General features: G+C 65.9%; 25 protein-coding genes. 20 read left to right on the top strand and 5 right to left on the bottom strand.

Features of this window, described 5'->3' with window-relative positions; translation table 11 throughout:
• Window positions 1-26 precede the first annotated feature (26 nt).
• Both RAM80_RS13970 and RAM80_RS13965 read right to left on the bottom strand, forming a co-directional pair.
• Window positions 27-674 (bottom strand): class I SAM-dependent methyltransferase, encoded by a 648-nt coding sequence (locus tag RAM80_RS13970; RefSeq protein WP_416427101.1) that lies wholly within the window; start codon window positions 672-674, stop codon window positions 27-29.
• Entirely contained in the window at window positions 671-1123 is a 453-nt protein-coding gene (locus RAM80_RS13965; protein ID WP_416427100.1) for a YbaY family lipoprotein, read from the bottom strand. The genes RAM80_RS13970 and RAM80_RS13965 overlap by 4 nt, the downstream gene beginning before the upstream one ends.
• A 107-nt stretch (window positions 1124-1230) precedes the next feature.
• Here RAM80_RS13965 and nrdR point away from each other — a divergent pair, with 107 nt between their 5' ends.
• The 12 genes from nrdR to RAM80_RS13905 all read left to right on the top strand — a co-directional run bounded on the left by nrdR (window position 1231) and on the right by RAM80_RS13905 (window position 9929).
• Window positions 1231-1695, top strand: coding sequence for a transcriptional regulator NrdR (gene nrdR, locus RAM80_RS13960; RefSeq protein ID WP_166363187.1), 465 nt, complete (start codon window positions 1231-1233; stop codon window positions 1693-1695).
• A 2-nt stretch (window positions 1696-1697) separates the two neighbouring features.
• On the top strand, window positions 1698-2834 hold the full coding sequence (gene ribD, locus RAM80_RS13955; protein ID WP_416427099.1) for a bifunctional diaminohydroxyphosphoribosylaminopyrimidine deaminase/5-amino-6-(5-phosphoribosylamino)uracil reductase RibD: 1137 nt from the start codon (window positions 1698-1700) through the stop codon (window positions 2832-2834).
• Window positions 2835-2879: 45 nt separating this feature from the next.
• Entirely contained in the window at window positions 2880-3542 is a 663-nt protein-coding gene (locus RAM80_RS13950; RefSeq protein ID WP_027982036.1) for a riboflavin synthase, read from the top strand.
• A 15-nt stretch (window positions 3543-3557) separates the two neighbouring features.
• Window positions 3558-4649 carry a bifunctional 3,4-dihydroxy-2-butanone-4-phosphate synthase/GTP cyclohydrolase II gene (ribBA, locus tag RAM80_RS13945; protein WP_027982037.1) on the top strand — a complete coding sequence of 364 codons (1092 nt, stop codon included), beginning with the start codon at window positions 3558-3560 and terminating at the stop codon, window positions 4647-4649.
• A gap of 133 nt (window positions 4650-4782) precedes the next feature.
• The gene (gene ribE / locus RAM80_RS13940) at window positions 4783-5259 is read left to right on the top strand and encodes a 6,7-dimethyl-8-ribityllumazine synthase (RefSeq protein ID WP_008374078.1); all 477 of its coding nucleotides are present in this window, start codon (window positions 4783-4785) and stop codon (window positions 5257-5259) included.
• Complete coding sequence (gene nusB / locus RAM80_RS13935) at window positions 5256-5756, top strand: transcription antitermination factor NusB (protein ID WP_027982038.1); 501 nt, start codon at window positions 5256-5258, stop codon at window positions 5754-5756. Before ribE ends, nusB begins: the two co-directional genes overlap by 4 nt.
• Before the next feature lie 18 nt (window positions 5757-5774).
• Window positions 5775-6740 carry a thiamine-phosphate kinase gene (gene thiL / locus RAM80_RS13930; protein ID WP_416427098.1) on the top strand — a complete coding sequence of 322 codons (966 nt, stop codon included), beginning with the start codon at window positions 5775-5777 and terminating at the stop codon, window positions 6738-6740.
• Window positions 6737-7246, top strand: a complete 510-nt coding sequence (locus RAM80_RS13925) for a phosphatidylglycerophosphatase A (RefSeq protein ID WP_416427097.1) — start codon at window positions 6737-6739, stop codon at window positions 7244-7246. The genes thiL and RAM80_RS13925 overlap by 4 nt, the downstream gene beginning before the upstream one ends.
• 33 nt (window positions 7247-7279) lie before the next feature.
• Complete coding sequence (locus RAM80_RS13920) at window positions 7280-8005, top strand: substrate-binding periplasmic protein (RefSeq protein ID WP_416427096.1); 726 nt, start codon at window positions 7280-7282, stop codon at window positions 8003-8005.
• A 117-nt stretch (window positions 8006-8122) separates the two neighbouring features.
• Window positions 8123-8740: a GTP cyclohydrolase II gene (gene ribA, locus RAM80_RS13915; RefSeq protein ID WP_416427095.1), complete on the top strand. Its 618-nt coding sequence runs from the start codon at window positions 8123-8125 to the stop codon at window positions 8738-8740.
• On the top strand, window positions 8737-9156 hold the full coding sequence (locus tag RAM80_RS13910; RefSeq protein ID WP_416427094.1) for an MFS transporter: 420 nt from the start codon (window positions 8737-8739) through the stop codon (window positions 9154-9156). Before ribA ends, RAM80_RS13910 begins: the two co-directional genes overlap by 4 nt.
• Complete coding sequence (locus RAM80_RS13905) at window positions 9156-9929, top strand: cobalamin-binding protein (RefSeq protein ID WP_416427093.1); 774 nt, start codon at window positions 9156-9158, stop codon at window positions 9927-9929. Before RAM80_RS13910 ends, RAM80_RS13905 begins: the two co-directional genes overlap by 1 nt.
• A 77-nt stretch (window positions 9930-10006) precedes the next feature.
• Here RAM80_RS13905 and dxs read toward each other — a convergent pair whose 3' ends face one another.
• The 3 genes from dxs to RAM80_RS13890 all read right to left on the bottom strand — a co-directional run bounded on the left by dxs (window position 10007) and on the right by RAM80_RS13890 (window position 13123).
• The gene (gene dxs / locus RAM80_RS13900) at window positions 10007-11902 is read right to left on the bottom strand and encodes a 1-deoxy-D-xylulose-5-phosphate synthase (RefSeq protein ID WP_416427092.1); all 1896 of its coding nucleotides are present in this window, start codon (window positions 11900-11902) and stop codon (window positions 10007-10009) included.
• Window positions 11903-11996: 94 nt separating this feature from the next.
• A complete protein-coding gene (locus tag RAM80_RS13895) occupies window positions 11997-12884 on the bottom strand; it encodes a polyprenyl synthetase family protein (RefSeq protein ID WP_416427091.1) in 888 nt (295 codons plus the stop codon).
• On the bottom strand, window positions 12881-13123 hold the full coding sequence (locus RAM80_RS13890; protein ID WP_027982047.1) for an exodeoxyribonuclease VII small subunit: 243 nt from the start codon (window positions 13121-13123) through the stop codon (window positions 12881-12883). The genes RAM80_RS13895 and RAM80_RS13890 overlap by 4 nt, the downstream gene beginning before the upstream one ends.
• A 175-nt stretch (window positions 13124-13298) precedes the next feature.
• Here RAM80_RS13890 and RAM80_RS13885 point away from each other — a divergent pair, with 175 nt between their 5' ends.
• From RAM80_RS13885 to RAM80_RS13850, 8 genes are all read left to right on the top strand, one after another.
• The gene (locus RAM80_RS13885) at window positions 13299-14519 is read left to right on the top strand and encodes a putative DNA modification/repair radical SAM protein (RefSeq protein ID WP_416427090.1); all 1221 of its coding nucleotides are present in this window, start codon (window positions 13299-13301) and stop codon (window positions 14517-14519) included.
• Entirely contained in the window at window positions 14516-15340 is an 825-nt protein-coding gene (locus RAM80_RS13880) for a TIGR03915 family putative DNA repair protein (protein WP_416427089.1), read from the top strand. Before RAM80_RS13885 ends, RAM80_RS13880 begins: the two co-directional genes overlap by 4 nt.
• Before the next feature lie 136 nt (window positions 15341-15476).
• Window positions 15477-16265: a YfaP family protein gene (locus tag RAM80_RS13875; protein WP_416427088.1), complete on the top strand. Its 789-nt coding sequence runs from the start codon at window positions 15477-15479 to the stop codon at window positions 16263-16265.
• Between the two features lie 36 nt (window positions 16266-16301).
• On the top strand, window positions 16302-18014 hold the full coding sequence (locus RAM80_RS13870) for a DUF2138 domain-containing protein (RefSeq protein WP_416427087.1): 1713 nt from the start codon (window positions 16302-16304) through the stop codon (window positions 18012-18014).
• Window positions 17999-18640 (top strand): DUF1175 domain-containing protein, encoded by a 642-nt coding sequence (locus RAM80_RS13865; RefSeq protein WP_416427479.1) that lies wholly within the window; start codon window positions 17999-18001, stop codon window positions 18638-18640. The genes RAM80_RS13870 and RAM80_RS13865 overlap by 16 nt, the downstream gene beginning before the upstream one ends.
• Window positions 18637-23196, top strand: coding sequence for an alpha-2-macroglobulin family protein (locus tag RAM80_RS13860; RefSeq protein WP_416427086.1), 4560 nt, complete (start codon window positions 18637-18639; stop codon window positions 23194-23196). The genes RAM80_RS13865 and RAM80_RS13860 overlap by 4 nt, the downstream gene beginning before the upstream one ends.
• Window positions 23196-24839 carry a DUF2300 domain-containing protein gene (locus RAM80_RS13855; protein WP_416427085.1) on the top strand — a complete coding sequence of 548 codons (1644 nt, stop codon included), beginning with the start codon at window positions 23196-23198 and terminating at the stop codon, window positions 24837-24839. Before RAM80_RS13860 ends, RAM80_RS13855 begins: the two co-directional genes overlap by 1 nt.
• A 3-nt stretch (window positions 24840-24842) precedes the next feature.
• The gene (locus RAM80_RS13850; protein ID WP_416427084.1) at window positions 24843-25658 is read left to right on the top strand and encodes a YfaP family protein; all 816 of its coding nucleotides are present in this window, start codon (window positions 24843-24845) and stop codon (window positions 25656-25658) included.
• Window positions 25659-26308 lie beyond the last annotated feature (650 nt).

Here is a 26308-nt window from a genome sequence, read left to right as displayed (position 1 = left end):
GGCTGGCGCTGCTGGCCGGAAGCGCCTCAGCCGCGCTGCGCGTGATAGAGGCTGACGTGGCGAAACTCGTGGGGCTCGGCCAGGTCCGGCAAGGTGCAGGCGTGCAACTGGTCCAGCGGCTGGTAGACCGGGTGGCTGAAGTCGCGCACCCGCGAGTCGGCCACCAGCGCCTGGCGCCCGCGGCTGAGGAAATGGTCGAGCAGGGGCAGGTTGGCGCGGTCGTAGAGTACGTCGGCCACCAGGATCAGGTCGAAGCGGTCGGCCTCGGCGAAGAAGTCCGCCGAGTAGCCCAGCGCCACGCCGTTGAGCGCGGCGTTGGCGCGGCAGGCGTCCAGGGCCAGCGGGTCGAGGTCGCAGGCCACCACCTCGGCGGCACCGGCCTTGGCTGCGGCAATGGCCACCACGCCGGAACCGGCGCCGAAATCCAGCACGCGCTTGCCGGCTACCCAGTGCGGCTGCTCGGCCAGGAAGCGCGCCATGGCCAGGCCGCTGGCCCAGCAGAAGCTCCAATAGGGCGGCTCGTGGAGGATGCGCCGGGTTTCCTCGGGGCTGAAGGCGCGGTCCATGTTGTCGCCGTCGATCAGCCACAGGCGGATATCGGTGTCGGGCAGCGCGGTGCTGACCAGTTGCGCATCGCCCAGCAGCTCGCTCAAGGCCTGTTGCAGGTGGATCATGGCGCTTGCAGCAGCTGCAGGTTGCCCAGGGCCTGGGTGGCAGGCTGCGCCACCGGTACCGCCGGGAGGTGCAGGATCAGCACCCCCGACTGGCTGGCACGGCCGCGCAGCTCCACCCGCAGGTTGGTGGGGAAGGCCTCGGGGTTGAAGCGCAGCTGGAAGCCCAGGGGCTTGCCCGTGCCGTTCCATTTGCCGCTGGCCAGCAGTTGCTGCGGGCGGCCGCGTTCATCCACCGCCAGCAGGGCCAGCTCCACCTCGGCGCCGGCCGGGGCGCCGAGCACGGTGCCGGTCAGCTCACGCTGGTAGGCGGGCAGCGGCCCCAGTGGCTGCTGGGCGCCGATGGCGGCTTTCGGGGCGGGCGCGACGGGCGCCACCGGCTTGGGCTTGTCGCTGCCGCAGGCCGCGAGCAACGCGACCAGGCTCAGCAAAATCAGGGGGCGTAGAGGCATCGGCAGATCCATCGCAATAAATAACCTCTGTATACCGTAAAGCCTTTGGCTTGTCTTGCCAGTGGGATGCGCTACCATGGCCCTCCCATTTTTTGTTGCCTGCCACCATGCACTGTCCCTTCTGCGGTGCCAACGACACCAAGGTCATCGACTCGCGACTGGTCGCCGAGGGCGAGCAAGTGCGCCGCCGTCGCGAATGCCTGGCCTGCGGTGAGCGTTTCACCACCTTCGAAACCGCCGAACTGGTTTTGCCGCGCCTGATCAAGCAGGACGGTAGCCGCCAGCCCTTCGACGAAGAAAAACTGCGCGCCGGCATGCAGCGGGCGCTGGAAAAACGCCCGGTCAGCGTCGAGCGCCTGGAAGCGGCCCTGGCCCACATCAAGCACAAGCTGCGCGCCACTGGCGAGCGCGAGGTCAAGTCGCTGGTCGTCGGCGAGCTGGTGATGGCCGAGCTGCAGAAGCTCGATGAGGTTGCCTACATTCGCTTCGCCTCGGTGTACCGGCGCTTCCAGGACCTGGACGAGTTCCGCGAGGAAATCGACCGCCTGGCCCGCGAACCCGCCAAGGAGTGACCATGCCCAGCGAGCAAGCCGTCCTCGACGCCCATTACATGGCCCGCGCCATCGAACTGGCGCGCCGCGGCCTGTACACCACGCACCCCAACCCGCGGGTGGGCTGCGTGATCGTGCGTGATGGCCAGGTAGTGGGCGAGGGCTGGCACGTGCGCGCCGGCGAGCCCCACGCCGAGGTGCATGCCCTGCGCCAGGCTGGCGAGCTGGCGCGTGGCGCCACCGCCTACGTCACCCTTGAACCGTGCAGCCACCATGGCCGCACCCCGCCGTGCGCCGAGGCCCTGGTGAATGCCGGGCTGGCGCGGGTGGTGGCGGCCATGCAGGACCCCAACCCTGAAGTCGCAGGCCGTGGCCTGAAGCGCCTGGCGGATGTCGGCATCGAGGTGCTCAGCGGTGTGCTGGAGGCTGAATCCCGGGCCCTGAACCCTGGCTTCCTCAAGCGCATGGAGCAAGGCGTGCCCTTCGTGCGGGTCAAGCTGGCCATGAGCCTGGACGGGCGCACCGCCATGGCCAGCGGCGAGAGCCAATGGATTACCGGCCCGGCGGCCCGCTCGGCGGTGCAGCGCCTGCGTGCGCGTTCGAGCATCGTACTGACCGGCGCCGACAGCGTGCTGGCCGATGGCGCGCGCATGACCGTGCGCGCCGAGCAATTGGGCCTGGACGCCGAGACCACGGCGCTGGCGCTCAGCCGCCCGCCGTTGCGCGTGCTGATCGACGGCCGCCTGCGGGTGCCGCTGGATGCACCGTTCTTCCAGGCCGGCCCGGCGCTGGTGGTCAGCTGTGCCGAAGGCGCGAACGCCAGCGTGTACCAGCAGCACGGCCATGAACTGTTGCTGGTGGGCGCCGTCGACGGCCACGTCGACCTGGCGCAGTTGCTGACGCTGCTGGCCGCCCGTGGCGCCAGCGAAATTCTCGTGGAAGCCGGCCCCACCCTGGCTGGCGCCTTCGCCCGCCAGGGGTTGGTGGACGAGTTCCAGTTGTTCGTCGCTGGCCAGTTCCTCGGCTCCAGCGCGCGGCCGTTGCTGGACTGGCCGTTGGCGCGCATGAGCGAGGCGCCCCGGCTGAAAATCATTGAAATGCGCGCAGTGGGGGATGACTGGCGAGTCATCGCAATACCTGCCCCGGCGGCAAGCGTATAATTTGCGCCTCGCGCCCAGCGCAGGCCCGGTTCCGTAGGAGGATCCATGTTCACCGGCATTATCGAATCCATCGGCAGCATCCGTTCGTTGACCCCCAAGGGCGGTGACGTGCGCGTTTACGTAGAAACCGGCAAGCTGGACCTTGCCGACGTCAAGCTGGGCGACAGCATCGCGGTCAACGGCGTGTGCCTGACCGCCGTGGAACTGCCGGGCGACGGCTTCTGGGCCGACGTCAGCCGCGAGACCCTGGACTGCACCGCCTTCCACGAACTCAAGGCTGGCAGCCGGGTGAACCTGGAAAAGGCCCTGACCCCAAGCTCGCGCCTGGGCGGCCACCTGGTCAGCGGCCACGTCGACGGTGTCGGCGAAATCGTTTCCCGCGAGGAAAACGCCCGTGCCATCCAGTTCCGCGTGCGCGCACCGAAGGAGCTGGCCAAGTACATCGCCCACAAGGGCTCGATCACCGTCGACGGCACCAGCCTGACCGTGAACGCCGTGGACGGCGCCGAGTTCGAGCTGACCATCGTCCCGCACACCCTGGCCGAAACCATCATGGCCGACTACCGTGCCGGCCGTAAGGTCAACCTGGAAGTGGACCTGCTGGCCCGTTACCTGGAGCGCCTGCTGCTGGGTGACAAGGCCGCCGAGCCGTCTGCCGGTGGCATCACCGAGAGCTTCCTGGCCGCCAACGGCTACCTCAAGTCCTGATATAGGGGGTGCCGCGTGGCGCTCAACACAATCGAAGAACTGGTGGAGGACATCCGCCAGGGCAAGATGGTCATCCTGATGGATGACGAAGACCGCGAGAACGAAGGCGACCTGATCATGGCCGCCGAATGCTGCCAGGCCGAACACATCAACTTCATGGCCAAGCACGCCCGCGGCCTGATCTGCATGCCCATGACCCGCGAGCGCTGCGAGCTGCTGAAGCTGCCGCTGATGGCGCCACGCAACGGCTCGGGCTTCGGCACCAAGTTCACCGTGTCCATCGAGGCCGCCGAAGGCGTGACCACCGGCATCTCTGCCGCCGACCGCGCGCGCACCGTGCAGGCTGCCGCTGCCAAGGACGCCAAGGCCGAGGACATCGTCAGCCCTGGCCACATCTTCCCGCTGATGGCCCAGGCCGGTGGCACCCTGGCCCGTGCCGGGCACACCGAAGCTGCCTGCGATCTGGCGCGCATGGCGGGGTTTGAGCCCAGCGGCGTGATCTGCGAAGTGATGAACGACGACGGCACCATGTCCCGCCGTGCGGAATTGGAAACCTTCGCTGCCGAACACAACATCAAGATCGGCACCATCGCCGACCTGATCCACTACCGCATGATCCACGAACGTACCGTTCAGCGGATTGCCGAGCAGCCGCTGGACAGCGAACTGGGCCAGTTCAACCTGGTGACCTACCGCGACGCGGTGGAAGGCGACGTGCACATGGCGCTGACCCTGGGCACCATCTGCGCCGAGGAACCGACCCTGGTACGGGTGCACAACATGGACCCGCTGCGCGACCTGCTGATGGTCAAGCAGCCCGGCCGCTGGAGCCTGCGGGCCGCCATGAGCGCGGTTTCCGAGGCGGGCAGCGGCGTGGTGCTGTTGCTTGGCAACCCGGTGGACGGCGACGTGCTGCTGGCACATATCCGCGAGACGGCGGAGAGCGCGCCGGTGAAAAAACCGACCACCTACAGCATCGTCGGTGCCGGTTCGCAGATCCTTCGCGACCTGGGCGTGCGCAAAATGCGCCTGATGAGTTCGCCAATGAAGTTCAATGCGATATCCGGATTCGACCTGGAAGTAGTAGAATACGTGCCCTCCGAATAAACACGGTTCCAGGGTCGCCAGATTGCCAGGCCAGCGCTATGGTTTTCAGTGACCCCGCACGTTCTTGTTCGTGGCCCATTACCCCCATGGGGCGCCGCTGGCGCCCCTGCTCTTTAAGACGAGACACACCCGAATGACCCTGAAGACCATCGAAGGTACCTTCATCGCCCCCAAAGGTCGCTATGCCCTGGTGGTTGGCCGATTCAACAGCTTCGTCGTCGAAAGCCTGGTCAGCGGCGCCGTCGACGCCCTGGTTCGCCACGGTATCAGCGAAAGCGACATCACCATCATCCGCGCCCCTGGCGCCTTCGAAATCCCGCTGGTAGCGCAGAAAGTCGCCCAGCAGGGCGAGTACGACGCGATCATCGCGCTGGGCGCGGTCATTCGTGGCGGCACTCCGCACTTCGAATACGTCGCCGGTGAATGCACCAAGGGCCTGTCCCAGGTTTCCATGGAATTCGGTGTGCCGGTCGCCTTTGGCGTGCTGACCGTCGACTCCATCGAACAGGCCATCGAGCGTTCCGGCACCAAGGCTGGCAACAAGGGCGCCGAAGCTGCCCTGTCCGCCCTGGAAATGGTCAGCCTGCTGTCGCAGTTGGAGGCCAAGTGATTTCCGACGAAAGCGATCGTTTCAACCCGCGCGATCCAAAACCTGCGGATGCTGGCAAACCTTCCAAGAGCATGAAGCGTCGCGAAGCCCGCAAGCTGGCCACCCAAGCCCTGTACCAATGGCACATGGCTAGCCACTCGCTGAACGAGATCGAAGCGCAGTTCCGGGTCGACAACGACTTCACTGATGTCGACGGTGCCTACTTCCGCGAGATCCTCCACGGCGTGCCGGCCAGCAAGACCGAGATCGATGCCGTGCTCAAGCCGTGCATGGACCTGGCCCTGGAAGAGCTGGACCCTGTGGAACTGGCCGTGCTGCGCCTGTCCACCTGGGAACTGCTCAAGCGCGTCGACGTGCCGTACCGCGTGGTGATCAACGAAGGTATCGAGCTGGCCAAGGTGTTCGGTTCCACCGACGGCCACAAGTTCGTCAACGGCGTGCTCGACAAGGTCGCGCCGAACGTGCGTGCCGCCGAAGTGAAGGCATTCAAGCGCTGATCCACGCGCTTGCATACCATGGGCGAGTTTGAGCTGATACGACACTACTTCGCCGCCGCGCCCTGTGCGCAGGCCGGCGACGGGGTGGCGCTCGGCATCGGTGATGACTGCGCCCTGCTGGCCCTGCCAGCCGGCCAGCAGTTGGCCGTGTCGACCGATACCCTGGTGGCCGGGGTGCATTTCCCTGACGCCGCCGACCCCTTCCTGCTCGGCCAGCGCGCGCTGGCGGTGGCGGCCAGTGACCTGGCGGCCATGGGCGCCGACCCCATTGGCTTTACCCTTGCCCTGACCTTGCCGTCGGTGGCCGAAGGCTGGCTGCAGGCGTTTGCCGAGGGCCTGAACCGCATGGCCACGCAATGCCGCCTGAGCCTGATCGGCGGCGACACCACCCGCGGGCCGCTGAGCCTGACCATGACCGTGTTCGGCGGCGTGCCGGCCGGCCAGGCGCTGCTGCGCTCGGGCGCACGTGCTGGCGACCTGCTGTGCGTGGGCGGCGTGCTGGGGGATGCCGCTGGCGCCTTGCCGCTGGTGCTGGGGCAGGCGCAGGCCGACGCGGCCATTGCCGAGCCACTGCTGGCGCATTACTGGTCGCCACCACCGCAGTTCGGCCTGGGCCAGGCGTTGCGCGGCAAGGCTACGGCCGCCATGGATATTTCCGACGGCCTCCTGGCCGATTGCGGGCATATCGCGTCGTCGTCCGGCGTGGCCCTGGCGCTTGAACTGGACGCCTTGCCGCTGTCGAATGCACTGGTCGGCCTGCTGGGCCGGGACGCGGCGCACACCGCTGCCCTTACCGGTGGCGACGACTACGTGCTGGTGTTCAGCCTGCCTGCGGCGCACCTGCCCGGCCTTCGTGCCGAAGGCTGGCCGATCCACGTGCTGGGCCAGGTCCGCGAAGGCCAGGGCGTCAGCCTGCACGATGGCAAGGGCTGCGACATCACCCCGGCTGTTCGGGGTTATCAACATTTTCGGGAGACACCGTGACAGACCACCCCAACCAGGTACCGGCAGAGAACGTGCCGCCGTCCGTCTGGCGCAACCCCTGGCACTTCCTGGCATTCGGCTTCGGCTCCGGCACCCTGCCCAAGGCGCCGGGCACCTGGGGCTCGCTGGTCGCCATCCCATTCATCCCGTTGTGGCAGATGCTGCCCGACTGGGGCTACTGGCTGATGCTGGGCGTGACCATGCTGTTCGGCTTCTGGCTGTGCGGCAAGGTCGCCAACGACCTGGGCGTGCACGACCACGAAGGCATCGTCTGGGACGAAATGGTCGGCATGTGGATAACCCTGTGGCTGGTGCCCGATGGCTGGGAATGGATACTGGTCGGGTTCCTGATGTTCCGTTTCTTCGACATACTCAAGCCATGGCCGATCCGCTGGATCGACCGGCATGTGCATGGCGGCGTCGGCATCATGCTCGATGACGTGCTGGCCGGCGTGTTCGCCTGGCTGGCGATGCAGGTGGTGGTGTGGGGGTGGCACTTCGTTTAAGGCTGGGTAGGGCACGACGACAGGAGGCGGCTCATGATCGCAAGGATGCTGATGGTGTTCGGCCTGCTGGCCCTATGCACGGCGGCAGTCGCCGAGCCGCTGCCGGCGCACATCCAGGTGGCCAGCGAGGAGTGGAGCGACTACACCAACGCCGACGGCAGCGGCCTGGCCTGGGACATCCTGCGCAAGGTGTTCGAGCCGGCGGGCGTCAAGCTGGAAACCCGCAGCACGCCCTACATGCGCTCGGTCGGCCTGGTGCAACGCGGTGAAGCCGATGCCTGGGTCGGCTCCTATCACGACGAAATCGCCAACACCCTTTACCCCCGCTGGCATTACGACACCGATCACATCTATGCCCTGGGCCTGGCCGACAAGCCGGCGCCTACCCTGAACACGATCGGCCACTTCCGCCTGGCCTGGGTGCGTGGCTACGGCTTCGAGCGCTACCTGCCCGGCATCCACCAGTTCAATGAAGTGCAGCGCCGTACCGGCATCCTGCCGATGCTGCTCCACGATCGTGCCGACTATTACATCGACGCCCAGACCGAAATCCTCGGCGTGCTCAAGCAGGCCGACCAGCCGGGGCGCTTCAAGCTCACCCACATCGCCGAACTGCCGCTGTTCCTCGGCTTTGCCGACACCCCCAACGGGCGGGCGCTGCTGGCGCTGTTCGACCGGCGCATGGACCAACTGGTGCCCAGCGGCGAACTGCGCCCGCTGTTCGACCGTTGGCAGCAGCCTTATCCCTTTACGCCATAAGCGATCAAACTTCCTGATCTTTATGCTGCGAAATTCAGCCTAAGCGTCGTCAGTAAGCTGCTGTTACAATGCAGACCTTGGTCAATATTCATGTCAGATATTTGATAGGAGCACCCGGTGCCCGTCGTTTTCGTCGCCGCTTCCAAGCTGCCAACGCCTTTTGCGCAATTCACCATGCACGGTTTCCTCGATGAGGCCACCGGCCGCGAGCACGTCGTGCTGAGCCTGGGCGATGTCGCCGATGGCGAACCCGTGCTGGGCCGCCTGCACTCCGAGTGCCTGACCGGCGATGCCCTGTTCAGCCAGCGTTGCGACTGCGGTTCGCAGCTCGAAGCCGCCTTGCAGGCCATCGCCCGTGAAGGCCGTGGCGTGCTGCTGTACCTGCGTCAGGAAGGCCGCGGCATTGGCCTGCTGAACAAGATCCGTGCCTATGAGCTGCAGGATGGTGGCGCCGACACCGTCGAAGCCAACGAGCGCCTGGGCTTTGCCGCCGACCAGCGCGACTACGCCATGTGCCAGCCAATGCTGGAGCACCTGGGCGTGAAATCGCTGCGCCTGATGACCAACAACCCGCGCAAGGTCAAGGCGCTGACCAACATGAACATCGTGGTCGCCGAGCGCGTGCCGCTGCACACCGGCCACAACCCGCACAACAAGCACTACCTGGCCACCAAGGCCGGCAAGCTGGGGCACATGATGGGCAATGAACACCAAAGCGAGGCCGATCGGGCGTGACCCGTTCGCAGGTGCGCCGCCGTTTGGCGGTAGCCTGGTGGCAGCAGCTGGCGCTGACCCTGCTGCCCTTGTTCGTCATGAGCTGGGCCTTTGGCCAGAGTGACGACCTCATGCCTGTGTTGGCGATGCCCATGTTCATCGCCGGCATCGCTTCGATGTTCCTCAGCCTGCCACGCTTCGGCGCCTACAAGCGCAGGCTGATCGCTACCCAGCAAGCCCTCGACACCGCCCAGGAACCCGCGGCCTGGATCGCCCTGGCCGCCACCCGGCGCATGGCGTTCCTGTTCGCCGGCCTACCCGCCTGGATCGCCGCCCTGGCGGTGCTGTTCGGGCTGGAAGCGCTGCCACTGTGCCTGCTGGCGCTGTCCAGCGTGCTGCTGCTCTCCCTCTACCGCATTCCGCGCCAGCTGGGCTGATGCGCCAACTGCTCGCCTGCCTGCTGCTGGTGCTATGTGCCCAGGCCGGCGCGGCGCAGCGGGTGGTCAGCCTGGCGCCATCCTTGACTGAAATTGCCGTGGAAGTCGGTGGCCAAGGCCGTCTGGTCGGCGTACTGGACGCCGGGCCGCGGCCCCCCGGGCTTGAACACCTGCAGTCAGTGGGGCATTACGGGCAGTTGGACATGGAGCAGCTGCTGGCGCTCAAGCCCGACTTGATCCTGCTGTGGCCAGGCAGCGTCGGCCCCGCCCAGCGCGAGCAGCTGCGGCGCCTGGGCATTCAGCTGATGACCGCCGAACCCCATTCCCTGGAGGACCTGGCCACCGAGCTTGCACAGATTGCCGTGCCCCTGGGCCAGGCCGAACGCGGCCGCCAGTTGGCCGATGCCTTCCGCCTGCGCGTGGCGGCGTTGCGCGAACGCTACCGGCGCAGCGTGCCGTTGCGGGTGTTCTATCAGGTGTGGGATGCGCCGCTGTACACCGTGGGCGGCGGGCAGATCATCAGTGATGGCTTGAGTGTCTGTGGTGGGCGCAATGTGTTCGACGACCTGGCGTTGCCGGCACCCCAGGTAAGCCTGGAGGCGGTGCTACAGCGGGACCCGCAGGTAATCGTGGTGCCCAATCAAGCCCAGGCCGATGCCTGGCGCAAGTGGCCGGTCAAGGGCAGGGTGGTGGTGGGGGATCCGGGAGTGGAGCGCCCCAGTGGGCAGATGGTGGAGGCGCTGGCACGCCTCTGCGAACGCATGGATCAATGACCGTGCCACGCCCATCGCGACCAAGGTCGGCTCCTACACGGTAGGAGCCGACCTTGGTCGCGATGGAGGCAATGCGGTCAGAGGCCGATCTGGGCCAGGCGCTTGACGATCGCCGCTTCGATGCCGGCCTCGTCCAGCCCGCATTCTGCCAGCATCTGCGCCGGCTTGGCGTGCTCCACGTACATATCCGGCAAGCCCAGGTGCAGCATCGGCTTGAGCAGGTTTTCGGCGGCCAGGAATTCACCCACCGCAGCGCCCGCGCCGCCCATGATGCTGTTTTCCTCGAGGGTGACCAGCAGCTCGTGGCGCGCGGCGATGTCGCGCACCAGCGCTTCATCCAGCGGCTTCACGAAGCGCATGTCGACCACGGTGGCGTCCAGCTTCTCGGCCACCTTCAGGGCCTCGGCCAGTTGCACGCCGAACACCAGCAAGGCGGTCTTGCTGCCTTCGCGGCGAACCACGCCCTTGCCGATTTCCAGCGGTTCAAGGCCCGCCTCGATGGTCGCGTTCGGGCCGGTGCCACGTGGGTAGCGCACGGCCGCCGGGCCTTGGTACAGGTGGCCGGTGGTGAGCATCTTGCGCAGTTCGTTCTCGTCGCTCGGGGTCATGATCACCATCCCCGGGATGCAGCGCAGGTACGACAGGTCGAAGCTGCCGGCGTGGGTCGGGCCGTCTTCGCCCACCAGGCCGGCACGGTCGATGGCGAACAGCACGTCGAGGTTCTGCACCGCCACGTCATGGATCAGCTGGTCGTAGGCACGCTGCAGGAAGGTGGAGTAGATCGCCACCACCGGCTTGGCGCCTTCGCAGGCCATGCCCGCGGCCAGGGTCACCGCGTGTTGCTCGGCGATGGCCACGTCGAAATAGCGCTCGGGGTAACGCTCGCTGAAATCGACCAGGTCCGAGCCTTCCTTCATCGCCGGGGTGATGCCCACCAGGCGTTGGTCGGCCGCCGCCATGTCGCACAGCCACTGGCCGAACACCGCGGAGTACTTCGGCCCCGTGGGTTTCTTCGGCGCGACAGGCGCGTTCAGCGGTTCCAGCTTGGTGATGGCGTGGTAGCCGATCGGGTCGACCTCGGCCGGCGCGAAGCCCTTGCCCTTCTTGGTGACCACGTGCAGGAACTGCGGGCCCTTGAGGTCACGCATGTTGCGCAGCGTGGCGACCAGGGTGGGCAGGTCGTGGCCGTCGATGGGGCCGATGTAGTTCCAGCCCAGCTCCTCGAACAGGGTACCGGGGACCAGCATGCCCTTGGCGTACTCTTCGGTACGACGGGCGATCTCCCAGGCGCCGGGCAGGCGCGACAGCACTTTCTTGCTGCCTTCGCGCATGCTCGCGTAGGTACGGCTGGAGAGAATCTTGGCCAGGTAGTTGGACAGGCCACCGACGTTGCGCGAGATCGACATGTCGTTGTCGTTGAGGATCACCAGCATGTCGGCGTTCACCTCGGGCGCATGGTTCAGCGCCTCGAAGGCCATGCCGGCGGTCAGCGCGCCATCGCCGATCACGGCAATGGCCTTGCGCCCGCTGTTCTGCAGGCGCGCGGCGATGGCCATGCCCAGGGCGGCGCTGATCGAGGTGCTGGAGTGGCCGACGCCAAAGGTGTCGTACTCGCTCTCGCTGCGCCGCGGGAAGGCGGCCAGGCCGTCTTTCTGGCGCAGGCTGGCCATGCGCTCGCGGCGCCCGGTCAGAATCTTGTGCGGGTAGGCCTGGTGGCCCACGTCCCACACCAGGCGGTCGTCCGGCGTGTCGAAGACGTAATGCAACGCAATCGTCAGTTCGATGACGCCCAGGCCGGCACCGAAGTGCCCGCCGGTCTGGCCAACGGTATAGAGCAACTCCTGGCGCAGTTCATCGGCCAGGGTTTCCAGCTCGGCTTCACCCAGTCGGCGCAGACCTGCCGGCGTGTCGGCACGGTCCAGCAGGGGCGTCAGCGGGCGTTCGCGGGGAATCTCTTGAAACGTCGTGGGCATCAGGCGAATCGTTATAAATATGAAGTGGCGGCAGTTTAACCTATGCAGCGCCGACTGCCCACGCGATGACGCGTCGGGGAGTCAGCGCCGCTGTTCAACTGCGACGTTCGACAATGTAGCGGGCCAGTTCGCGCAGCGGCTCGGCCGCCTCGTCGAATGGCTGCAAAGCCTCCAGGGCCTGGTCGCGCAACTGCAGCGCATAAGCCTTGGCCATGCCCAGGCCCAGCAGGGCCGGGTAGGTCGGTTTGTCGCGGGCGATGTCGGCGCCCTGGCGCTTGCCCAGGGTGGCGGTGTCGCTTTCCACGTCGAGGATATCGTCCTGGACCTGGAACGCCAGGCCGATCGCCTGTGCATAAGTCTTCAGCGCCTGGCGCTGCGCCGGGTTGGCGCGGCCACTGGCCAGGGCGCCCAGCTGCACGCTGGCTTCGATCAACGCGCCGGTCTTGTGCCGGTGCATCAGTTCCAGCGCGCCCTGGTCGAGTTTCTTGCCTACCGAGCCGAGATCGATGGCCTGGCCACCGACCATGCCGCCAGGGCCTGCGGCCTGCGCCAGGGCCATGGCCATTTGCAGGCGCACGGCTTCACCCTGGGGGCTCAGGCGCTCGTCCAGCAGGGCTTCGAAGGCCAGGCTCTGCAAGCCGTCGCCGGCGAGGATCGCGCAGGCTTCGTCGAAGGCCTTGTGGGTGGTGGGCTGGCCGCGGCGCAGGTCGTCGTCGTCCATGGCCGGCAGGTCGTCGTGCACCAGCGAGTAGGCGTGAATCAGCTCCACCGCGCAGGCCGCACCGTTGGCCTGTTCGGCCGGCGCGCCCAGCGCTTCGCAGGCGGCGTACACCAGCAGCGGGCGCACGCGCTTGCCACCGTTCATCACGCTGTAGCGCATGGCTTGGTAGAGGCGCGCCATCTCGGGCACGGGGGCATCGAACAGGCTGTTCAGGGCGCTATCGACGCGCGCCTGGCAGCTGGCCTGGTAAGTGCTGATCATTCGGGTTGTTCCGCATCAAAGGGCTCTTGCGTCAGCTCTCCGTCGCGCTCCAGCAGGATCTGCACCTTCTGCTCGGCCTGGGCCAGGGCGGCCTGGCAGTCGCGGGTCAGGCCGATGCCTTGCTCGAAGGCGGCCAGGGAATCTTCCAGCGACAATTCGCCGGTTTCCAGGCGTTCGACCAGCGTTTGCAGATCGGCCAGCGATTGCTCGAAATCCACGGAAGCTTTCTTACGGGCCATGGCGGCTCTCTCGACAGGAGTTGAAACCGCGCGACACTAGCAGAGCCGGGCGGCATGGGCAAATCAGCGGGTGCAAAACACTGTTGCGTTTCCCTTTACCCGGCTGTCGCAACGGGCTTGTGAACAGGCGGCTCTCGTTTTACTGTATATAAAACCAGTGCAGAGAAAAAGCCCCATGCAGCTGATCGAGAAACTCAGCATCCTCGCCGACGCCGCCAAGTATGACGCGTCCTGCGCCAGCAGTGCTGCGCCCAAGCGCAGCTCCGAAGGCAAGGCCGGGCTGGGCGCCACCGACGGCATGGGCATCTGCCACAGCTACACGCCCGATGGCCGCTGCGTGTCGCTGCTGAAAATCCTGCTGACCAACTTCTGCCTGTTCGACTGCCAATACTGCGTCAACCGCCGCTCCAGCGACGTGCCCCGCGCACGCTTCACGCCGGAGGAGGTGGTGACCCTGACCCTGGACTTCTACAAACGCAATTGCATCAGCGGGCTGTTCCTGAGCTCGGGCATCATCCGTTCGGCGGACTACACCATGGAACAGCTGATCCGCGTGGCCAAGCTGCTGCGCGAGGAGCACCAGTTCCGTGGCTACATTCACCTCAAGACTATTCCCGAGGCCGACCCGCTGCTGATCGAGGAGGCCGGGCGCTACGCCGACCGCCTCAGCGTCAATATCGAACTGCCTACCGACGCCAGCCTGCAGACCCTGGCGCCGGAGAAACAGGTGGTCTCCATTCGCCAGGCCATGAATACCATCCACGTGGGCCGCGAAGCCGTGGCCAACGAGCCCAAGGCGCCCAGCTTCGCGCCGGCAGGGCAGAGCACGCAGATGATCGTCGGCGCCGACGACACCGACGACAGCACCATCCTGCACAGTGCCGAAAGCCTGTACGGCAACTTCAAGCTCAAGCGCGTCTACTACTCCGCGTTCAGCCCCATCCCCAACAGCCCCAAGAGCGTGCCGCTGGCGGCGCCGCCACTGATGCGCGAGCACCGCCTGTACCAGGCCGACTTCCTCCTGCGCGGCTACGGCTTCAAGGCTGGGGAACTGTTCCAGGGGCCGGGCCACCTGGCGCTGGACATCGACCCCAAGCTGGCCTGGGCCCTGGAGCACCGCGACGTGTTCCCGCTGGACCTCAACCGCGCAGAGCCTGCGCTGATCGCGCGCATCCCCGGCATCGGCATTCGCACCACCCAGCGGCTGGTGGAGCTTCGCCGGCAACGGCGCATTCGCTATGAAGACCTGACGCGCCTGCGCTGCGTGCTGGCCAAGGCCAAGCCGTTCCTGATCACCAGTGACTACCACCCGCACCAGGCGGAAAGCAGCAGCCTGGCCCTGCGCGAACAACTGCGCGACCGGCCAGCGCCGCAGCAGATGGGGTTGTGGGGATGATCACCCTCGACTGCGACGACCTGTTCGCCACCTGGCGCCAGCAGGCGCGCTGGCTGCTGAGCCATCAGGTAGACCCCAGCGAGGTCAGCTGGGAGGTCGCGGACCTGTTTGCCTCTGATCGGGAGCTGCCGGCATCGCCCGGCCCATTCCAGGCGCGGGTGCCGCTGGCCCTGGCCGAACAGTTGGAAACCGCCGCGCGCTACCGTGGCGAGCAGCGCTGGAGCCTGTTGTACGAGGTGTTGTGGCGGGTCAGCCATGGCGACCGCACGGCCATGCTGCCGGGGGACAGGCTGGGCAGTGAGTTGCACCGGCGCATCAAGCAGGTCTCGCGCGAAGCGCATCACCTGCATGCCTTCGTGCGCTTCGTGGCGCTGCCCGCTGCAACCGAGAATGCCGGCCAACCCGAATACGTGGCGTGGCACGAGCCGGCCCATGACATCCTGGAAAGCGCCAGTGCGCACTTCATCGGCCGCATGGGGCGCCACCGCTGGTTGATCGCCACGCCGCGCGACGGCGTGTACTACGATGGAGATGCTTTGCATTACCAGCGCCAGTGCCCGCCAGCCTGGCAACAGCTGGCGCAGCAGGTGGAAGACCCCCACGGTGAGTTGTGGCTGACCTATTACAGCCACATCTTCAACCCGGCGCGGCTCAACACCCGCGCCATGCAGGGGCACCTGCCCAGCCGGTTCTGGAAGCACTTGCCGGAAGGGATATTGATACCAGGGCTGATCAGCGAGGCGCGTACCGGCAAGCAGCGGGACGGGCAGGCCAGTGCCATCGGCAGCCGCCAGGGCAAGCGGATACTGCCAGGCCGGTGAGCACTGGTCGACATTTCCACGCTGTGGCCGATTGTTAAACCAGGGGCGAGCCGCTACTCTTCGCGCGCCCTGAAAACGGGCCATAAAAAGTGTCGCCGGACCTGACACCCACCACCACGCATTGCAGGAAGCACACATGCGATTTCTTATCGGGCTGAGCGCCGTGTTCTGGGCGTCCGCCACCCTGGCTGACACCTCGGCCACGCTTGATGGCCCCACGGGAGGCTGGCGTTACTTCGGCCTGCTCGACCGCACCGAGAACCCGCGCGTGGCGTATCCCACGCCGCCCATCGACCGTGGCATCCAGCGCAACCGCAGCATGATCGAGGGCCAGATCAAGGCCACCTCGGCGCAGCGCCAGCCTCACACGCTGGCGGTGAATGGCAACGCCCTGAGCCTGTACACCGACGACGATGGTCGCTTCGCCCGGCCCTACGCCTTTGGCGCCGGTTCCAACAGTGTCGAGGTGCGCAGCAGCGAAGGCAAGTCGCTCAAGCGCGTGCAATTCTACGAAGCCAACGACCAGCGCACGCCAGCGCGCATTCGTATCTTCCTGGCCTGGGACGACCCCAAGGCCGAGCTCGACCTGCACATCATCACCCCCGACGGCCAGCATGCCTTCTACGCCAACCCGGTGCTCAGCAACGGTGGTGGCCTGGACACCGACAGCGTCGACGGCCCGGGGCCGGAGATGTTCACCATGACCGCGCCGATGCACGGCACCTATCTGGTCTACGTCAACTACTGGGGCAACTACAGTAATGGTGGCTATAACTTTGAGGAGCACGCCAACCAGAACGAGGTCATCACCTCGGAGATCAACCTGGTGCTCAACGAAAACACCGTCAACGAAAAGCGCGAGAGCTTCATCGTGCCCTTGCGTGCCATCGGCGACCTGCTGCTGGTCAAGACCTTCACTTATTGAACCCTGCACCGCATGGATGAATCGGGCTTTGCGAACATGAGCGAAACGACAGCTGTACCAGCCGCCACCCCGGCACCCTCCACCGGCAAGCGCCGCAACCTGTTGCTTGCCGTCGGCCTGTGCCTGGTGGCCGCCGTCGCGGGCGGCCTGGGCTGGTACCTGCACAAGCCCAAGCTGCCGGCCATGGCGCTGGCCATGGACCAGTTCGGCCTCAGCCGCCCGGACGCGCTGCTGGAAACCCGCTCGCTCAGCCAGTTGCCCCGCGACCTGCTCAGCGTGCCGTTCCTGCGCGAAACACTGACCGAGGACTTCGTCTTCTATTACGAGACCCATGGCGACCGCCTGGGCTTGATCGGCAGCCTGCGGCGCATCATCTACGAGCATGACCTCAAGCTGCAGGACAACCTTATCGAGGCCCTGTTCGACCAGCCGGCCGACGTCGCCTTGTGGCGCGGCGCCGATGGCCGGCTCAAGGACTTCCTGTTGGTGATGGACCGTGGTGGCCTGGCCAAGGTGCTCGAACCGCTGGCCCACGTGGCCCTGGATGACCAGCAGTTGAGCAAGGCCGGCGAGCTCAAGGTGGGCGGCGAAACAGTGCCGCTCTATCGCCTGGCCTACAACGCCAGCAAGTCGCTGTTGTTCGCCTCCCGTGGCGACAAGCTGGTGGTGCTGTCCAATCCGGACAAGCTCTATGACCATGACGCCAATGGCGACGTCGCCCCGGGGGCGGTGTCCAGCCAGGCCCTGGCGGCGTTGCTCAGCGGCAACCAGCTGTTCCCCGAGGCGTTTGGCCTGCAACCCATGGAGGCCGGGCTCAAGCAGCGCATCGCGATCAACTCCAGCGTGCTTGCCATGGGCTACCAGCGCTTTATCCCCACGTTTGCCGGCATTCGCCTGGAGATGGACGACAAGGGCTGGCACAGCTACCTGGCTTTGGACGAGACCGACAACGCCCCGGACCTCGACTTCAACCCCATCTGGCAAGCCATGCCCGTGGGCGCCAGTGCTTGCGTGGCGTTGCCCCTGGCCGCCGAAGCCCAGCAGCCGTTGCTGGTGAAACTGGGGGCTGACGAGCAGACCGCCAAGGCACTGACCGGGCACATGACCGGCGCGGCCGGCCTGTGCTGGTACCCCGACTCGCACCTGTACACGCCGTTGCTGGTCGCCGGCCTCGACACGGCGGACGGCAGCAAGCTCGACGCCAACCTGGGCACCCTGTTCGGCGGCATGGTGGGCGCCTGGGAAAGCAAGGTGCCCGGTGGCCAGTTCCCGGTCAGCGAGCAGACGCCGCCGCAGGGGCATCAGTGGCAGCGCCAGGTCAGCTCCAACTTCGGCCAGTACCGCAACCGTGATGCCGAAAAGCCTGACAGCATCACCGGCAAGGGCTTCTTCAAGGTCAGCCTGGCACGGCATGGTTCGACGCTGCTGTTCTCCCTCGACGACCAGCTGGTGGAGAAGGCCATGGGTGCCCTGGACAAGCACGTCGCGCCGCTGGCCGACATCGCCCCCAAGGATGCGCTGATGTCCGTCTACCTGGGCCCCGATTCCCTGGCGCAGCTGATGCAGCAGGAGACCTTCGACAGCCTGCCCCAGGACATGGAGCCGGTGTTCCGCAACGCCGCCCAGACCCATCTGGTGCCCAAGCTGCAGAAGCTCGCTGGCTACGGCAAATATGCCCTGACCCTGCCCAAGGGCAGCGAGCCCGACGGCCATTGGCAATGGCTGCCCCTGCAATGGCGCGCCCTGTGAAAACCATCGGCCTGGCCCTGCTGGCGCTGTTGTTCAGCACCCGGTTGCTGGCCGCGCCCACGCCTGGGCTGGATGCCCAGCAGAGCCAGGTGTTTCGCGCCTGGTTCGTGCGCATTGCCCAGGAACAACTGGTCCAGGGCCCCAGCCCGCGTTGGTACCAGCAGGACTGTGCCGGCCTGGTGCGCTTCGCCGCCAACGAGGCGCTGAAGGTCCATGACGACAAGTGGCTGCGCGCCAACGGCCTGTCCAACCGCTACCTGCCGCCCGAGCTGGCGCTCACCGACGCCCAGCGCGCTTTGGCGCAGCAGTGGCAGCAGGGCGGCGGCAAGGTCGGGCCCTACGTCAACGCCATCAAGCTGATCCAGTTCAACAGCCACCTGGTAGGGCGCGACCTGAATCAGGCGCGTCCCGGCGACCTGATGTTCTTCGACCAGGGTGACGACCAGCACCTGATGATCTGGATGGGCCGCAACATCGCCTATCACACCGGCACCACCACCCCCACCGACAACGGCATGCGCTCGGCAAGCGTGCAGCAACTCATGACATGGAAGGACACCCGATGGATACCCGACGCAGCCAACCCGAATTTCATCGGTGTGTATCGGCTCAATTTCCTCCGATGAGGGCTGCCCTGGTGGTGCGCCTGTGCCTCTGGCTGTTGTGCCTGCTGGCGCCCGTTGGCCTGGTGCAGGCCGACGACTCGGTGCCGGCCAGCGACTACGCGCCGCTGGCCGGTGAAAGCTTCTTCCTGCTGGCCGACAGCAGCTTCGCCACCGACGAGCAGGCCATGGTCCGCCTCGAAGCCCCCGGCCGCGACTACCGCCGGTTTCGCATGGAGCCCTACGGCGGCGCCGACATCCGTGTGTACCGTATCGACCAGCCGCTGGAGTTTCTCAAGCGCCAGAAGAATCTGCACCGGGTTGCCAGCGAGGGCCAATTCAAAGGGGAGGGCCTGTCCAACACCCTGGCCTACCTGTGGGACAACTGGTACCGCAAGTCGCGGCGGGTGATGCAGCGTGCCTTCACCTACGAGTCGCGCAAGGAAGTCACCGACCAGGTGCCGGAACTGAAGATGGGCAACGCGATCGCTGCGCCCACCCAATACGATGCCCAACCGCAGTACGCGCCAATTCCCGGCCTGCCGCTGGTCACCCAGTTCCGCTATCCGCTGTGGCAGGCCAAGCCGATCCAGCCGCCCAAGGGTGTCGACCTGGCTGGCTCGTCCAGCGAGTTCATCAGCGTCGCCCCGGGCAACGTCTATATTCCGCTGGGCAAGCTGAAGCCGGGGCTGTACCTGGTGGAGGCGCTGATCGGTAAATACCGCGCCACCACCGTGGTGTTCGTCTCCAACACCGTGGCGGTCAGCAAGATTGCCGGTGATGAGCTGCTGGTGTGGGCCGCGCGCAAGCACGAAGGCAGCTCGGTGCCCAAGGTCAAGGTGCTCTGGACTGACGGCCTGGGCGTGATGAGCAGTGGCGAGACCGATGCCGATGGCCTGCTGCGGCTCAAGCACGCCAGCCCCGAGCGTTCCTACGTGATCGGCGAGGATGCCGAGGGCGGGGTGTTCGTCTCCGAGAACTTCTATTACGACAGCGAGATCTACGACACCAAGCTGTATGCCTTCACCGACCGGCCGCTGTACCGGCCGGGTGATTGGGTGTCGATGAAAATCGTTGGCCGCGAATTCAAGAACGCTCGCGATTCGGTGTCGCCGGCCGCGGGGGCGGTGCATGTCAGCGTGATCGACGCCGCCGGCACCACCCTGCAAGGCATGGACTTGAACCTGGATGGCAAGGCCGGCACTCAGGGCCGTTTCCAACTGCCGGACAATGCCGTCGCCGGCGGCTACGAGCTGCGGTTCACCTACCGCGACCAGACTTACAGCAGCGCCTTCCGGGTCGCCGAGTACATCAAGCCGCACTTCGAGATTTCCCTCGACCTGGCCAAGCAGGACTTCCGCACCAACGAACCCGTGAAAGGCAAGCTGCTGTTGATGTACCCCGACGGCAAGCCGGTGGCCAACGCACGCCTGACCCTCAGCCTACGGGCCCAGCAGTTGTCCATGGTGGAAAACGAACTGCAGTACCTGGGCCAGTTCCCGGTGGAGCTGACCAGCACCGAACTGACCACCGACGCCAAGGGCTACGCCAGCATTGAGTTACCTGCGGCCGAGAAGCCCAGCCGCTACATGCTCACCGTGTTCGCCAGCGACGGTGCCGCCTACCGGGTCAGGACCACCAAGGAAATCCTCATCGAGCGTGGCGCGGCCCAGTACCGGCTTGCCGCGCCCGAGCGGTTCAGCGCGGTGGGCGACAAGGTTGCCTTCAGCTACCAGAGCGAACAGCCTACGCCCATCAAACCTTCGGCCTACACCTGGGTGCGCCTGGAAGACCAGACTACCGGCGGCGGCAAGCTGGCGGTGGGTGACAATGGCTTCAGCCTGGCCTTCGATCGCCCGGGTACCTACAACCTCAGCCTGGTCGACGAGCACCAGCGCATCCTCGGCGCCACTGGCCATTCGGTGACCGGCGACGGCGTCAAGGCCGTGCCGGGCACTGTGGAGATCGTTCTCGACAAGGCCGAGTACAAGGCAGGCGACGAAGCGCTGGCGCTGGTCACCTTCCCCGAGCCGGTCAGCGATGCCCTGCTGTCGCTGGAGCGCGACAAGGTCGAGGCCACGGCGTTGCTTACCAAGGGCGGCGACTGGCTGAAGGTCGACACCATCAGCCCCACCCAGTACCGCGTGCACATCCCGGTGAAGGACACCTTCGCCCCCAACCTGACGTTCTCGGTGCTCTACACCAAGGGCGGCGAATACAGCTTCCAGAACGCCGGCATCAAGGTGGTGGCGCCGCAGATCGACATCGCCATTGCCACCGACAAGGAACAGTACCAGCCGGGCGACACCGTGACGGTCGACCTGGGCACCCAGTACGTTGGCAAGCCGATTCCCGCGCACCTGACGGTCAGCGTCGTGGATGAAATGGTCTATGCGCTGCAACCGGAGATCGCCCCCGGCATCGACCAGTTCTTCTACCACCCGCGGCGCAACAATGTACGCACCAGTGCCAGCCTGTCCTTTATAAGCTACGACGTCGCCTTGCCCGGTAGCCCGGCAGCGCCCGGCAAGGCCAACCGCAGCGAGCGTGGCGTGAAGGTGCTGGAACGGCCGCGTCGCGAAGACGTCGACACTGCTGCCTGGCAGCCGGAACTGGTCACCGACGCCAACGGCCACGCGCGCTTCACCTTCCGCATGCCTGACTCGCTGACCCGCTGGCGCATCACCGCGCGGGCGATTGCCGACGATGGCCAGGTGGGGCAACGGCAGCAGTTCGTGCGCTCGGAAAAACCGCTGTACCTGAAATGGAGCGGGCCAACCCGTTTCCGCGCCGGCGACCATCCCGACCTGGGCCTGTTTGCCTTCAGCGCGGCCGAGCAGCCGGTGAAGGCTGACTTGCTGGTGCACGCCTTCGGCCAGGAGCAGCGCCTGCCGCTCACGCTCAACAAAGGCATCAACTACATCCCGCTACCCGCCTTGGGCAACACCGGCCAAGCCGGCAGCGCCGATTTGAGCGCTGAACTGCAGCAGGAGGGCAAGACCCAGGATGCCCTGGCAGTGCGCATCGATACCGTCGCCGACGGTTGGCAGACCGTGCACACCCAGGCACTGGACGTCAGCGCCGGGGATATCCCGCTGACCCTGCCACTGGATGCCAGCAACCTGCGCCTGCGCCTGGATGACAGCCCGCAGGCGCTGTTCCGCGCCAGCCTCGACGACCTGCTCGAATACCCGTGGGGCGGGGTGGAGCAAACGGCCAGCCAGCTGTTGCCATTGAGCATCGCCTATCCATCGTTGACTGCTGACACCAGCGTGCGTGACCGCTTGCGCCTGATCCTGCAGAACAGCCGCCTGCGCCTGATCCAGATGGCCGGCCCGGAAGCGGCGTTCACCTGGTGGGGCGAGGACCTGGCACCGGACGCCTTCCTCACGGCCTACGCCTACTATGCCGACTGGCACGCCAGCAAGGCGTTGGGCCTGAGCCTGCCGCCAGACCACTGGCAGCGGGTGATGGACGTGTATGGCAAGCAGGCCTCGACCACGCCGCTGCTGCAACGGGCGCTGATCCTGTCGTTCGCCCGGGAAATGCAGTTGCCGGTCAACACCTTGATCAGCGGCCTGATGGACGAGCTGGCCAAGGCCGGCCCGGGGGCCAATGCCAGCCTGCTCGATGACGGTGAGGACAGCGTCGTCATGGGCGCGCCCGACTCGGCCCTGGGCCTGGCCAGCGCGCGCGTGCTGACCGCCGCTCTGGCGCAGCAGAACAAGGTCAGCCAACCTGAAGCCTTCACTCGCCAACTGGAGGATGCCCGCCAGCGCGTGGCCACCAGCGGCCAGCCGTTCGCCGCGGCACTCGACCTGTCGCTGAAACCGATCAATGCCGACCAGGCGCGTGACTTGCTGCAGCGCCTGCTGCCGCAGCAGTCCACCCTGGAGCGCGCGCTGGCGCTGACCTGGCTGCAGAATGCCCTGGCCCAGGCGCCCAAGGGCAGCTCGCTGGCGCCCGGTGCGGACTGGCACGCAGGGCAGGGCACCACCGGCAGCGCATTCTGGCAGTGGCAGGGCAAGGCGGTGCCGACCGCGCTCAGCTTGAGCGGCACCAGTGAGCGGCCCGTGCGTGCGCTGTTGACCTACAACAGCAAGCAGGCCACGCCTGACGACCTGCCCGTGGTGGTCAAGCGTCGTCTGCTGCGGCTGGTGCCGGGTGACGAAGCGTTCACCTTCAAGCTGGAAACCGTTGGCGACAAACCGTTGGCCAGCGACAGCCTGTACCTGGACGAGATCACCATCAGCACCAAGGGCCAGCCGCTGCGCTACGGCATGCTCGAAGTGCCGCTGCCGCCGGGTGCCGACGTCGAGCGCACCACCTGGGGTATCAAGCTGACGGGGCAGGGCGCTGCCGATGCCGCGCCACTGGAAAAAGCACGCTTCGAGCCGGGGCAACTGGCCTACGGTATTGCCGTGGATAGCCTCAACGGTGAGCTGCGTTTCCGCCACCTGGTGCGCTTCTCGCAGAAGGGTCAGTTCAATCTGCCGCCGGTGCGCTACACCCAGCTGTACGCACCCCAGCACAAGGCTGAAGAGAAGAAAGCGGCGCTTGGGCAGGTCACGGTCAAGTGATGCGCTTCTATATAGGGATGCTGCTGTGCCTGTGCTCGCTGATGTCGCAGGCAGGAGAGGCACCGTTGCGCCTGGCCTGGTTGAATGGGCAGGGCTATGAACTGGTGCAGTTCAACCGTACCCAGCTCGTCAGCCGCGAGCCGTTGGCCGGCGACCTGCAGACCCCGCTGGGCAGCCTGTGGAAACTGTTTGTCTACGCCTGGCTGGTGGACACCGACCGGCACGAGGCGGCCTACGACTGCCAAGGCCAGGATCGCGACGAGGTCTATTGCTGCACGCCAGGCGGGAGCATCGCGCGGGACCAGGCGTTGGTGCACTCCTGTGGCCTGTACTTTGCCCCCGCGCGCTTGCACATAGACCCGTCCCAATGGCGCAGCTACTGGCAGGCGCGCAACGCACCCGCCTGGCTGGCCGACATTGCCCAGTTGCAACCGCAGACCCGGGTGCCGGTCGCCCAGTTGCTCGACAGCCTGCGCACGTTGCCGGCCCAGCAGCAGGCCAGGCAGTTGTTGCTGGATGTGGTGCTCGATGCTGGCGATGGCCAGGCAGTGGGCAGCCTCGGTGGGCGCTTGCGGGTCAAGACCTGGAGCTGGCTGGCCGATGGCGACGCCAAGGCGCGGCAGGGTGGCTTTGCCGGGTGGTTGCAGGATGGCACGCCTGTGTGGGGCGGGGGGCCGGGCACCAGCCAGATGGTCCTTCGCCATTACGCCGATGTGCTCGGTGGCTTCCTGCCCGCGCCTTGGCCCCTGGATGCTGGGCGTTGCGTGGAGGTTGAGCTGTTTGCCCGTTACCCTCTCAAAAGCGTGCTTGCCGCTAGCGGCAGTCCAGCCCCTGACGGAGTGCTGCAGGGGCATTACCGTGCCGTCTTCAGCAACGGCAATGACCTGGACATCGACAGCAGCGGCGACCTCTACCTGCAACATGGCAATGGCGAACCACGGCTGGTCGCCCGGCTGGATCGCGAAGAGTACGTAGCCCGGGTGCTACAGCGCGAAGCGAAGAGCCAGCCAGCGGAAGCCGCAAAAGCGTTGGCGGTGGCGATTCGTACCTACCTCTTGCAGAACGCCGGGCGCACTGGCGACTGCCTGAGCATCGAGGACAGCAGCAGTCGCCAGCGGGTAGCGCCGCGCGCGGCCAGTGAAGATGCTCGTCGTATGGTCGCCTGGACCAGCGACCTGGTGCTGGCCGGCAGCCCGGTCACCTATCACTCCGACACGCCGGGGCCGGACAAGCTGTCCTGGGCCCAGGCGGTGAAGCAGGCTGATAGCGGCCTGCGCTACGACACTATCCTGCAACGTGCTTACCCCCGTGCGAGCCTCAGTCGTTGGGACAATCCCGTGGCATCCTGCGAAACGCTGCCCGCAGCCAAAACCTGGCTGATGAACCAGCGCCGTCAGTGGCGGCCTACGCTGGATAGCGAAGTGGGCTACAACGAAATCAGCACTTTCGCCGTATGCCACCTGGGGTACGGACGCCCGTACGTGGACCGTGAGCGCCAGCGCATCTATGTGCGCGGCGTGCTCACCCTGCAGGATCGGCTCGACCTGACTCATGAATACCTGCACCTGGCGTTCGAAGCCCACCCCAACGGCCAGGACGAACACTACATTGAAGGGCTTGCCCGCCACTTGCTCCTGGACTAGGCCATGACACCGCGTATCTCAACTATCGCCCTGTTCCTTGGCGCCGTGCTGGCGCTACCGGCGGCCCGTGCCGACAACCCCGTCAGCTTGAGCACGCCGGTAGGCGGCTGGCGCAGTGGCAGTCCCGAAGGCGAGCACTTCCGCCAGACCGTCAACTACCCGGCCTCGTCGGTCAACACGCCGTCGGACCAGGCGGACACCGCGCGCATCATGGGCGACATCAAGGGCATGCCGAAAAGCGCCGACCAACCAGGCAAGGTCATCGTCAATGGCGTGGCCATGCCGTTGAAGCTGGATGGCAACGGGCACTTCGACCGACCGTTCTCGTTCCCCAGTGGCACCAACAGCATCGAAGTACGCAGCCCCGACGGCCAGCAGAAACGTCGCGTGCAGTTCCTCAACACGGGCAGCGCCAGCCCGGCGAAGCTGCGCATCCTGTTGTCATGGGACAGCGATAACACCGACCTCGACCTGCACGTCATCACGCCGGACGGCGCACACATCTGGTACGGCGACCGCACCGCCCCCAACGGCGGCTCGCTGGACGTGGACGTCACCACCGGCTACGGCCCGGAGATCTTCGCCATGCCGGCGCCTGAGCGAGGCCAGTACCTTATATATGTAAACTACTTCGGCGGCGGCTACCGCGCCGACGATGACGAGGAAGGCGGACAGGAGAACGCGGTCAAGCCGCTGACCACCGCTCAGATCACCGTCATCACCGAGGAGGGCACCCCAAGCGAGAAGATGGAAACCTTCATCGTCCCCATGCGCGCCCCTGGCGAACTCACCCTGGTCCACAAGCTCAACTACCCCTAACCGCCACCCAACCGCGTGCCATGCACCAAAGCGCCCCCGGGAGATGCCACTGACATAACTGGCCCGAAACAAACGGGTAGTACCGGCCGTTAGGCCGGGTCGCGCCGCGCGGGCGGCGCTCGATGTCGTGAGGCTTGAACCTCCCGCGACATGCGCCTGGTGGCCGTAACGCGGTGGCCCGTAAGGAACCTTTTGACTCTAAAGACAATTCCCCGAAATTAACCCTTGACCCGCCCCCAAATCTCTCTATAATTCGCCCCACTTCCGGCGCAACCGAAACGGAAAACTCCTTGAAATTCAACGAGTTAACCGAAGTAAGCGATTCTGGAAGGTTTCGATCTTAACGTCGAAAGCGGTGAAAAAGGCAGTTGACAGCAACGCAAGTTGCTGTAGAATTCGCCTCCCGCTAACGAGAGATCGAAGCGAGCCAAGTGGTTGAAGTTGTTAGAGATTCTCTGAAAAAACTTCAAAATAAACGCTTGACAGGCTCTGAGGAAGGCGTAGAATGCGCGCCTCGGTTGAGACGAAAGAATCAACCAACCGCTCTTTAACAATTGAATCAAGCAATTCGTGTGGGTGCTTGTGACTCAGACTGATAGTCAAAAAGATTATCAGCATCATAAGTTACTCCGCGAGAAATCATGGTTTAA

This window comes from Pseudomonas sp. App30, from assembly GCF_047947025.1.
Lineage (GTDB): Bacteria > Pseudomonadota > Gammaproteobacteria > Pseudomonadales > Pseudomonadaceae > Aquipseudomonas.
Note: the sequence above shows the minus strand (reverse complement) of the source record. Positions and strands in the feature narration are given on the sequence as shown.

Excerpts from the sequence above, each read along its gene's own strand:
- nrdR (WP_166363187.1), top strand. The coding sequence starts at position 1,231 with ATGCACTGTCCCTTCTGCGGTGCCAACGACACCAAGGTCATCGACTCG.
- RAM80_RS13875 (WP_416427088.1), top strand. The coding sequence starts at position 15,477 with ATGCGATTTCTTATCGGGCTGAGCGCCGTGTTCTGGGCGTCCGCCACC.
- RAM80_RS13855 (WP_416427085.1), top strand. The coding sequence starts at position 23,196 with ATGCGCTTCTATATAGGGATGCTGCTGTGCCTGTGCTCGCTGATGTCG.
- RAM80_RS13895 (WP_416427091.1), bottom strand. The coding sequence starts at position 12,884 with ATGATCAGCACTTACCAGGCCAGCTGCCAGGCGCGCGTCGATAGCGCC.
- RAM80_RS13965 (WP_416427100.1), bottom strand. The coding sequence starts at position 1,123 with ATGCCTCTACGCCCCCTGATTTTGCTGAGCCTGGTCGCGTTGCTCGCG.
- RAM80_RS13905 (WP_416427093.1), top strand. The coding sequence starts at position 9,156 with ATGCGCCAACTGCTCGCCTGCCTGCTGCTGGTGCTATGTGCCCAGGCC.
- RAM80_RS13860 (WP_416427086.1), top strand. The coding sequence starts at position 18,637 with ATGAGGGCTGCCCTGGTGGTGCGCCTGTGCCTCTGGCTGTTGTGCCTG.
- ribE (WP_008374078.1), top strand. The coding sequence starts at position 4,783 with ATGACCCTGAAGACCATCGAAGGTACCTTCATCGCCCCCAAAGGTCGC.
- RAM80_RS13850 (WP_416427084.1), top strand. The coding sequence starts at position 24,843 with ATGACACCGCGTATCTCAACTATCGCCCTGTTCCTTGGCGCCGTGCTG.
- RAM80_RS13890 (WP_027982047.1), bottom strand. The coding sequence starts at position 13,123 with ATGGCCCGTAAGAAAGCTTCCGTGGATTTCGAGCAATCGCTGGCCGAT.
- RAM80_RS13880 (WP_416427089.1), top strand. The coding sequence starts at position 14,516 with ATGATCACCCTCGACTGCGACGACCTGTTCGCCACCTGGCGCCAGCAG.
- RAM80_RS13885 (WP_416427090.1), top strand. The coding sequence starts at position 13,299 with ATGCAGCTGATCGAGAAACTCAGCATCCTCGCCGACGCCGCCAAGTAT.
- RAM80_RS13970 (WP_416427101.1), bottom strand. The coding sequence starts at position 674 with ATGATCCACCTGCAACAGGCCTTGAGCGAGCTGCTGGGCGATGCGCAA.
- RAM80_RS13920 (WP_416427096.1), top strand. The coding sequence starts at position 7,280 with ATGATCGCAAGGATGCTGATGGTGTTCGGCCTGCTGGCCCTATGCACG.
- dxs (WP_416427092.1), bottom strand. The coding sequence starts at position 11,902 with ATGCCCACGACGTTTCAAGAGATTCCCCGCGAACGCCCGCTGACGCCC.
- RAM80_RS13865 (WP_416427479.1), top strand. The coding sequence starts at position 17,999 with ATGGCGCGCCCTGTGAAAACCATCGGCCTGGCCCTGCTGGCGCTGTTG.
- RAM80_RS13870 (WP_416427087.1), top strand. The coding sequence starts at position 16,302 with ATGAGCGAAACGACAGCTGTACCAGCCGCCACCCCGGCACCCTCCACC.
- ribD (WP_416427099.1), top strand. The coding sequence starts at position 1,698 with ATGCCCAGCGAGCAAGCCGTCCTCGACGCCCATTACATGGCCCGCGCC.
- RAM80_RS13950 (WP_027982036.1), top strand. The coding sequence starts at position 2,880 with ATGTTCACCGGCATTATCGAATCCATCGGCAGCATCCGTTCGTTGACC.
- thiL (WP_416427098.1), top strand. The coding sequence starts at position 5,775 with ATGGGCGAGTTTGAGCTGATACGACACTACTTCGCCGCCGCGCCCTGT.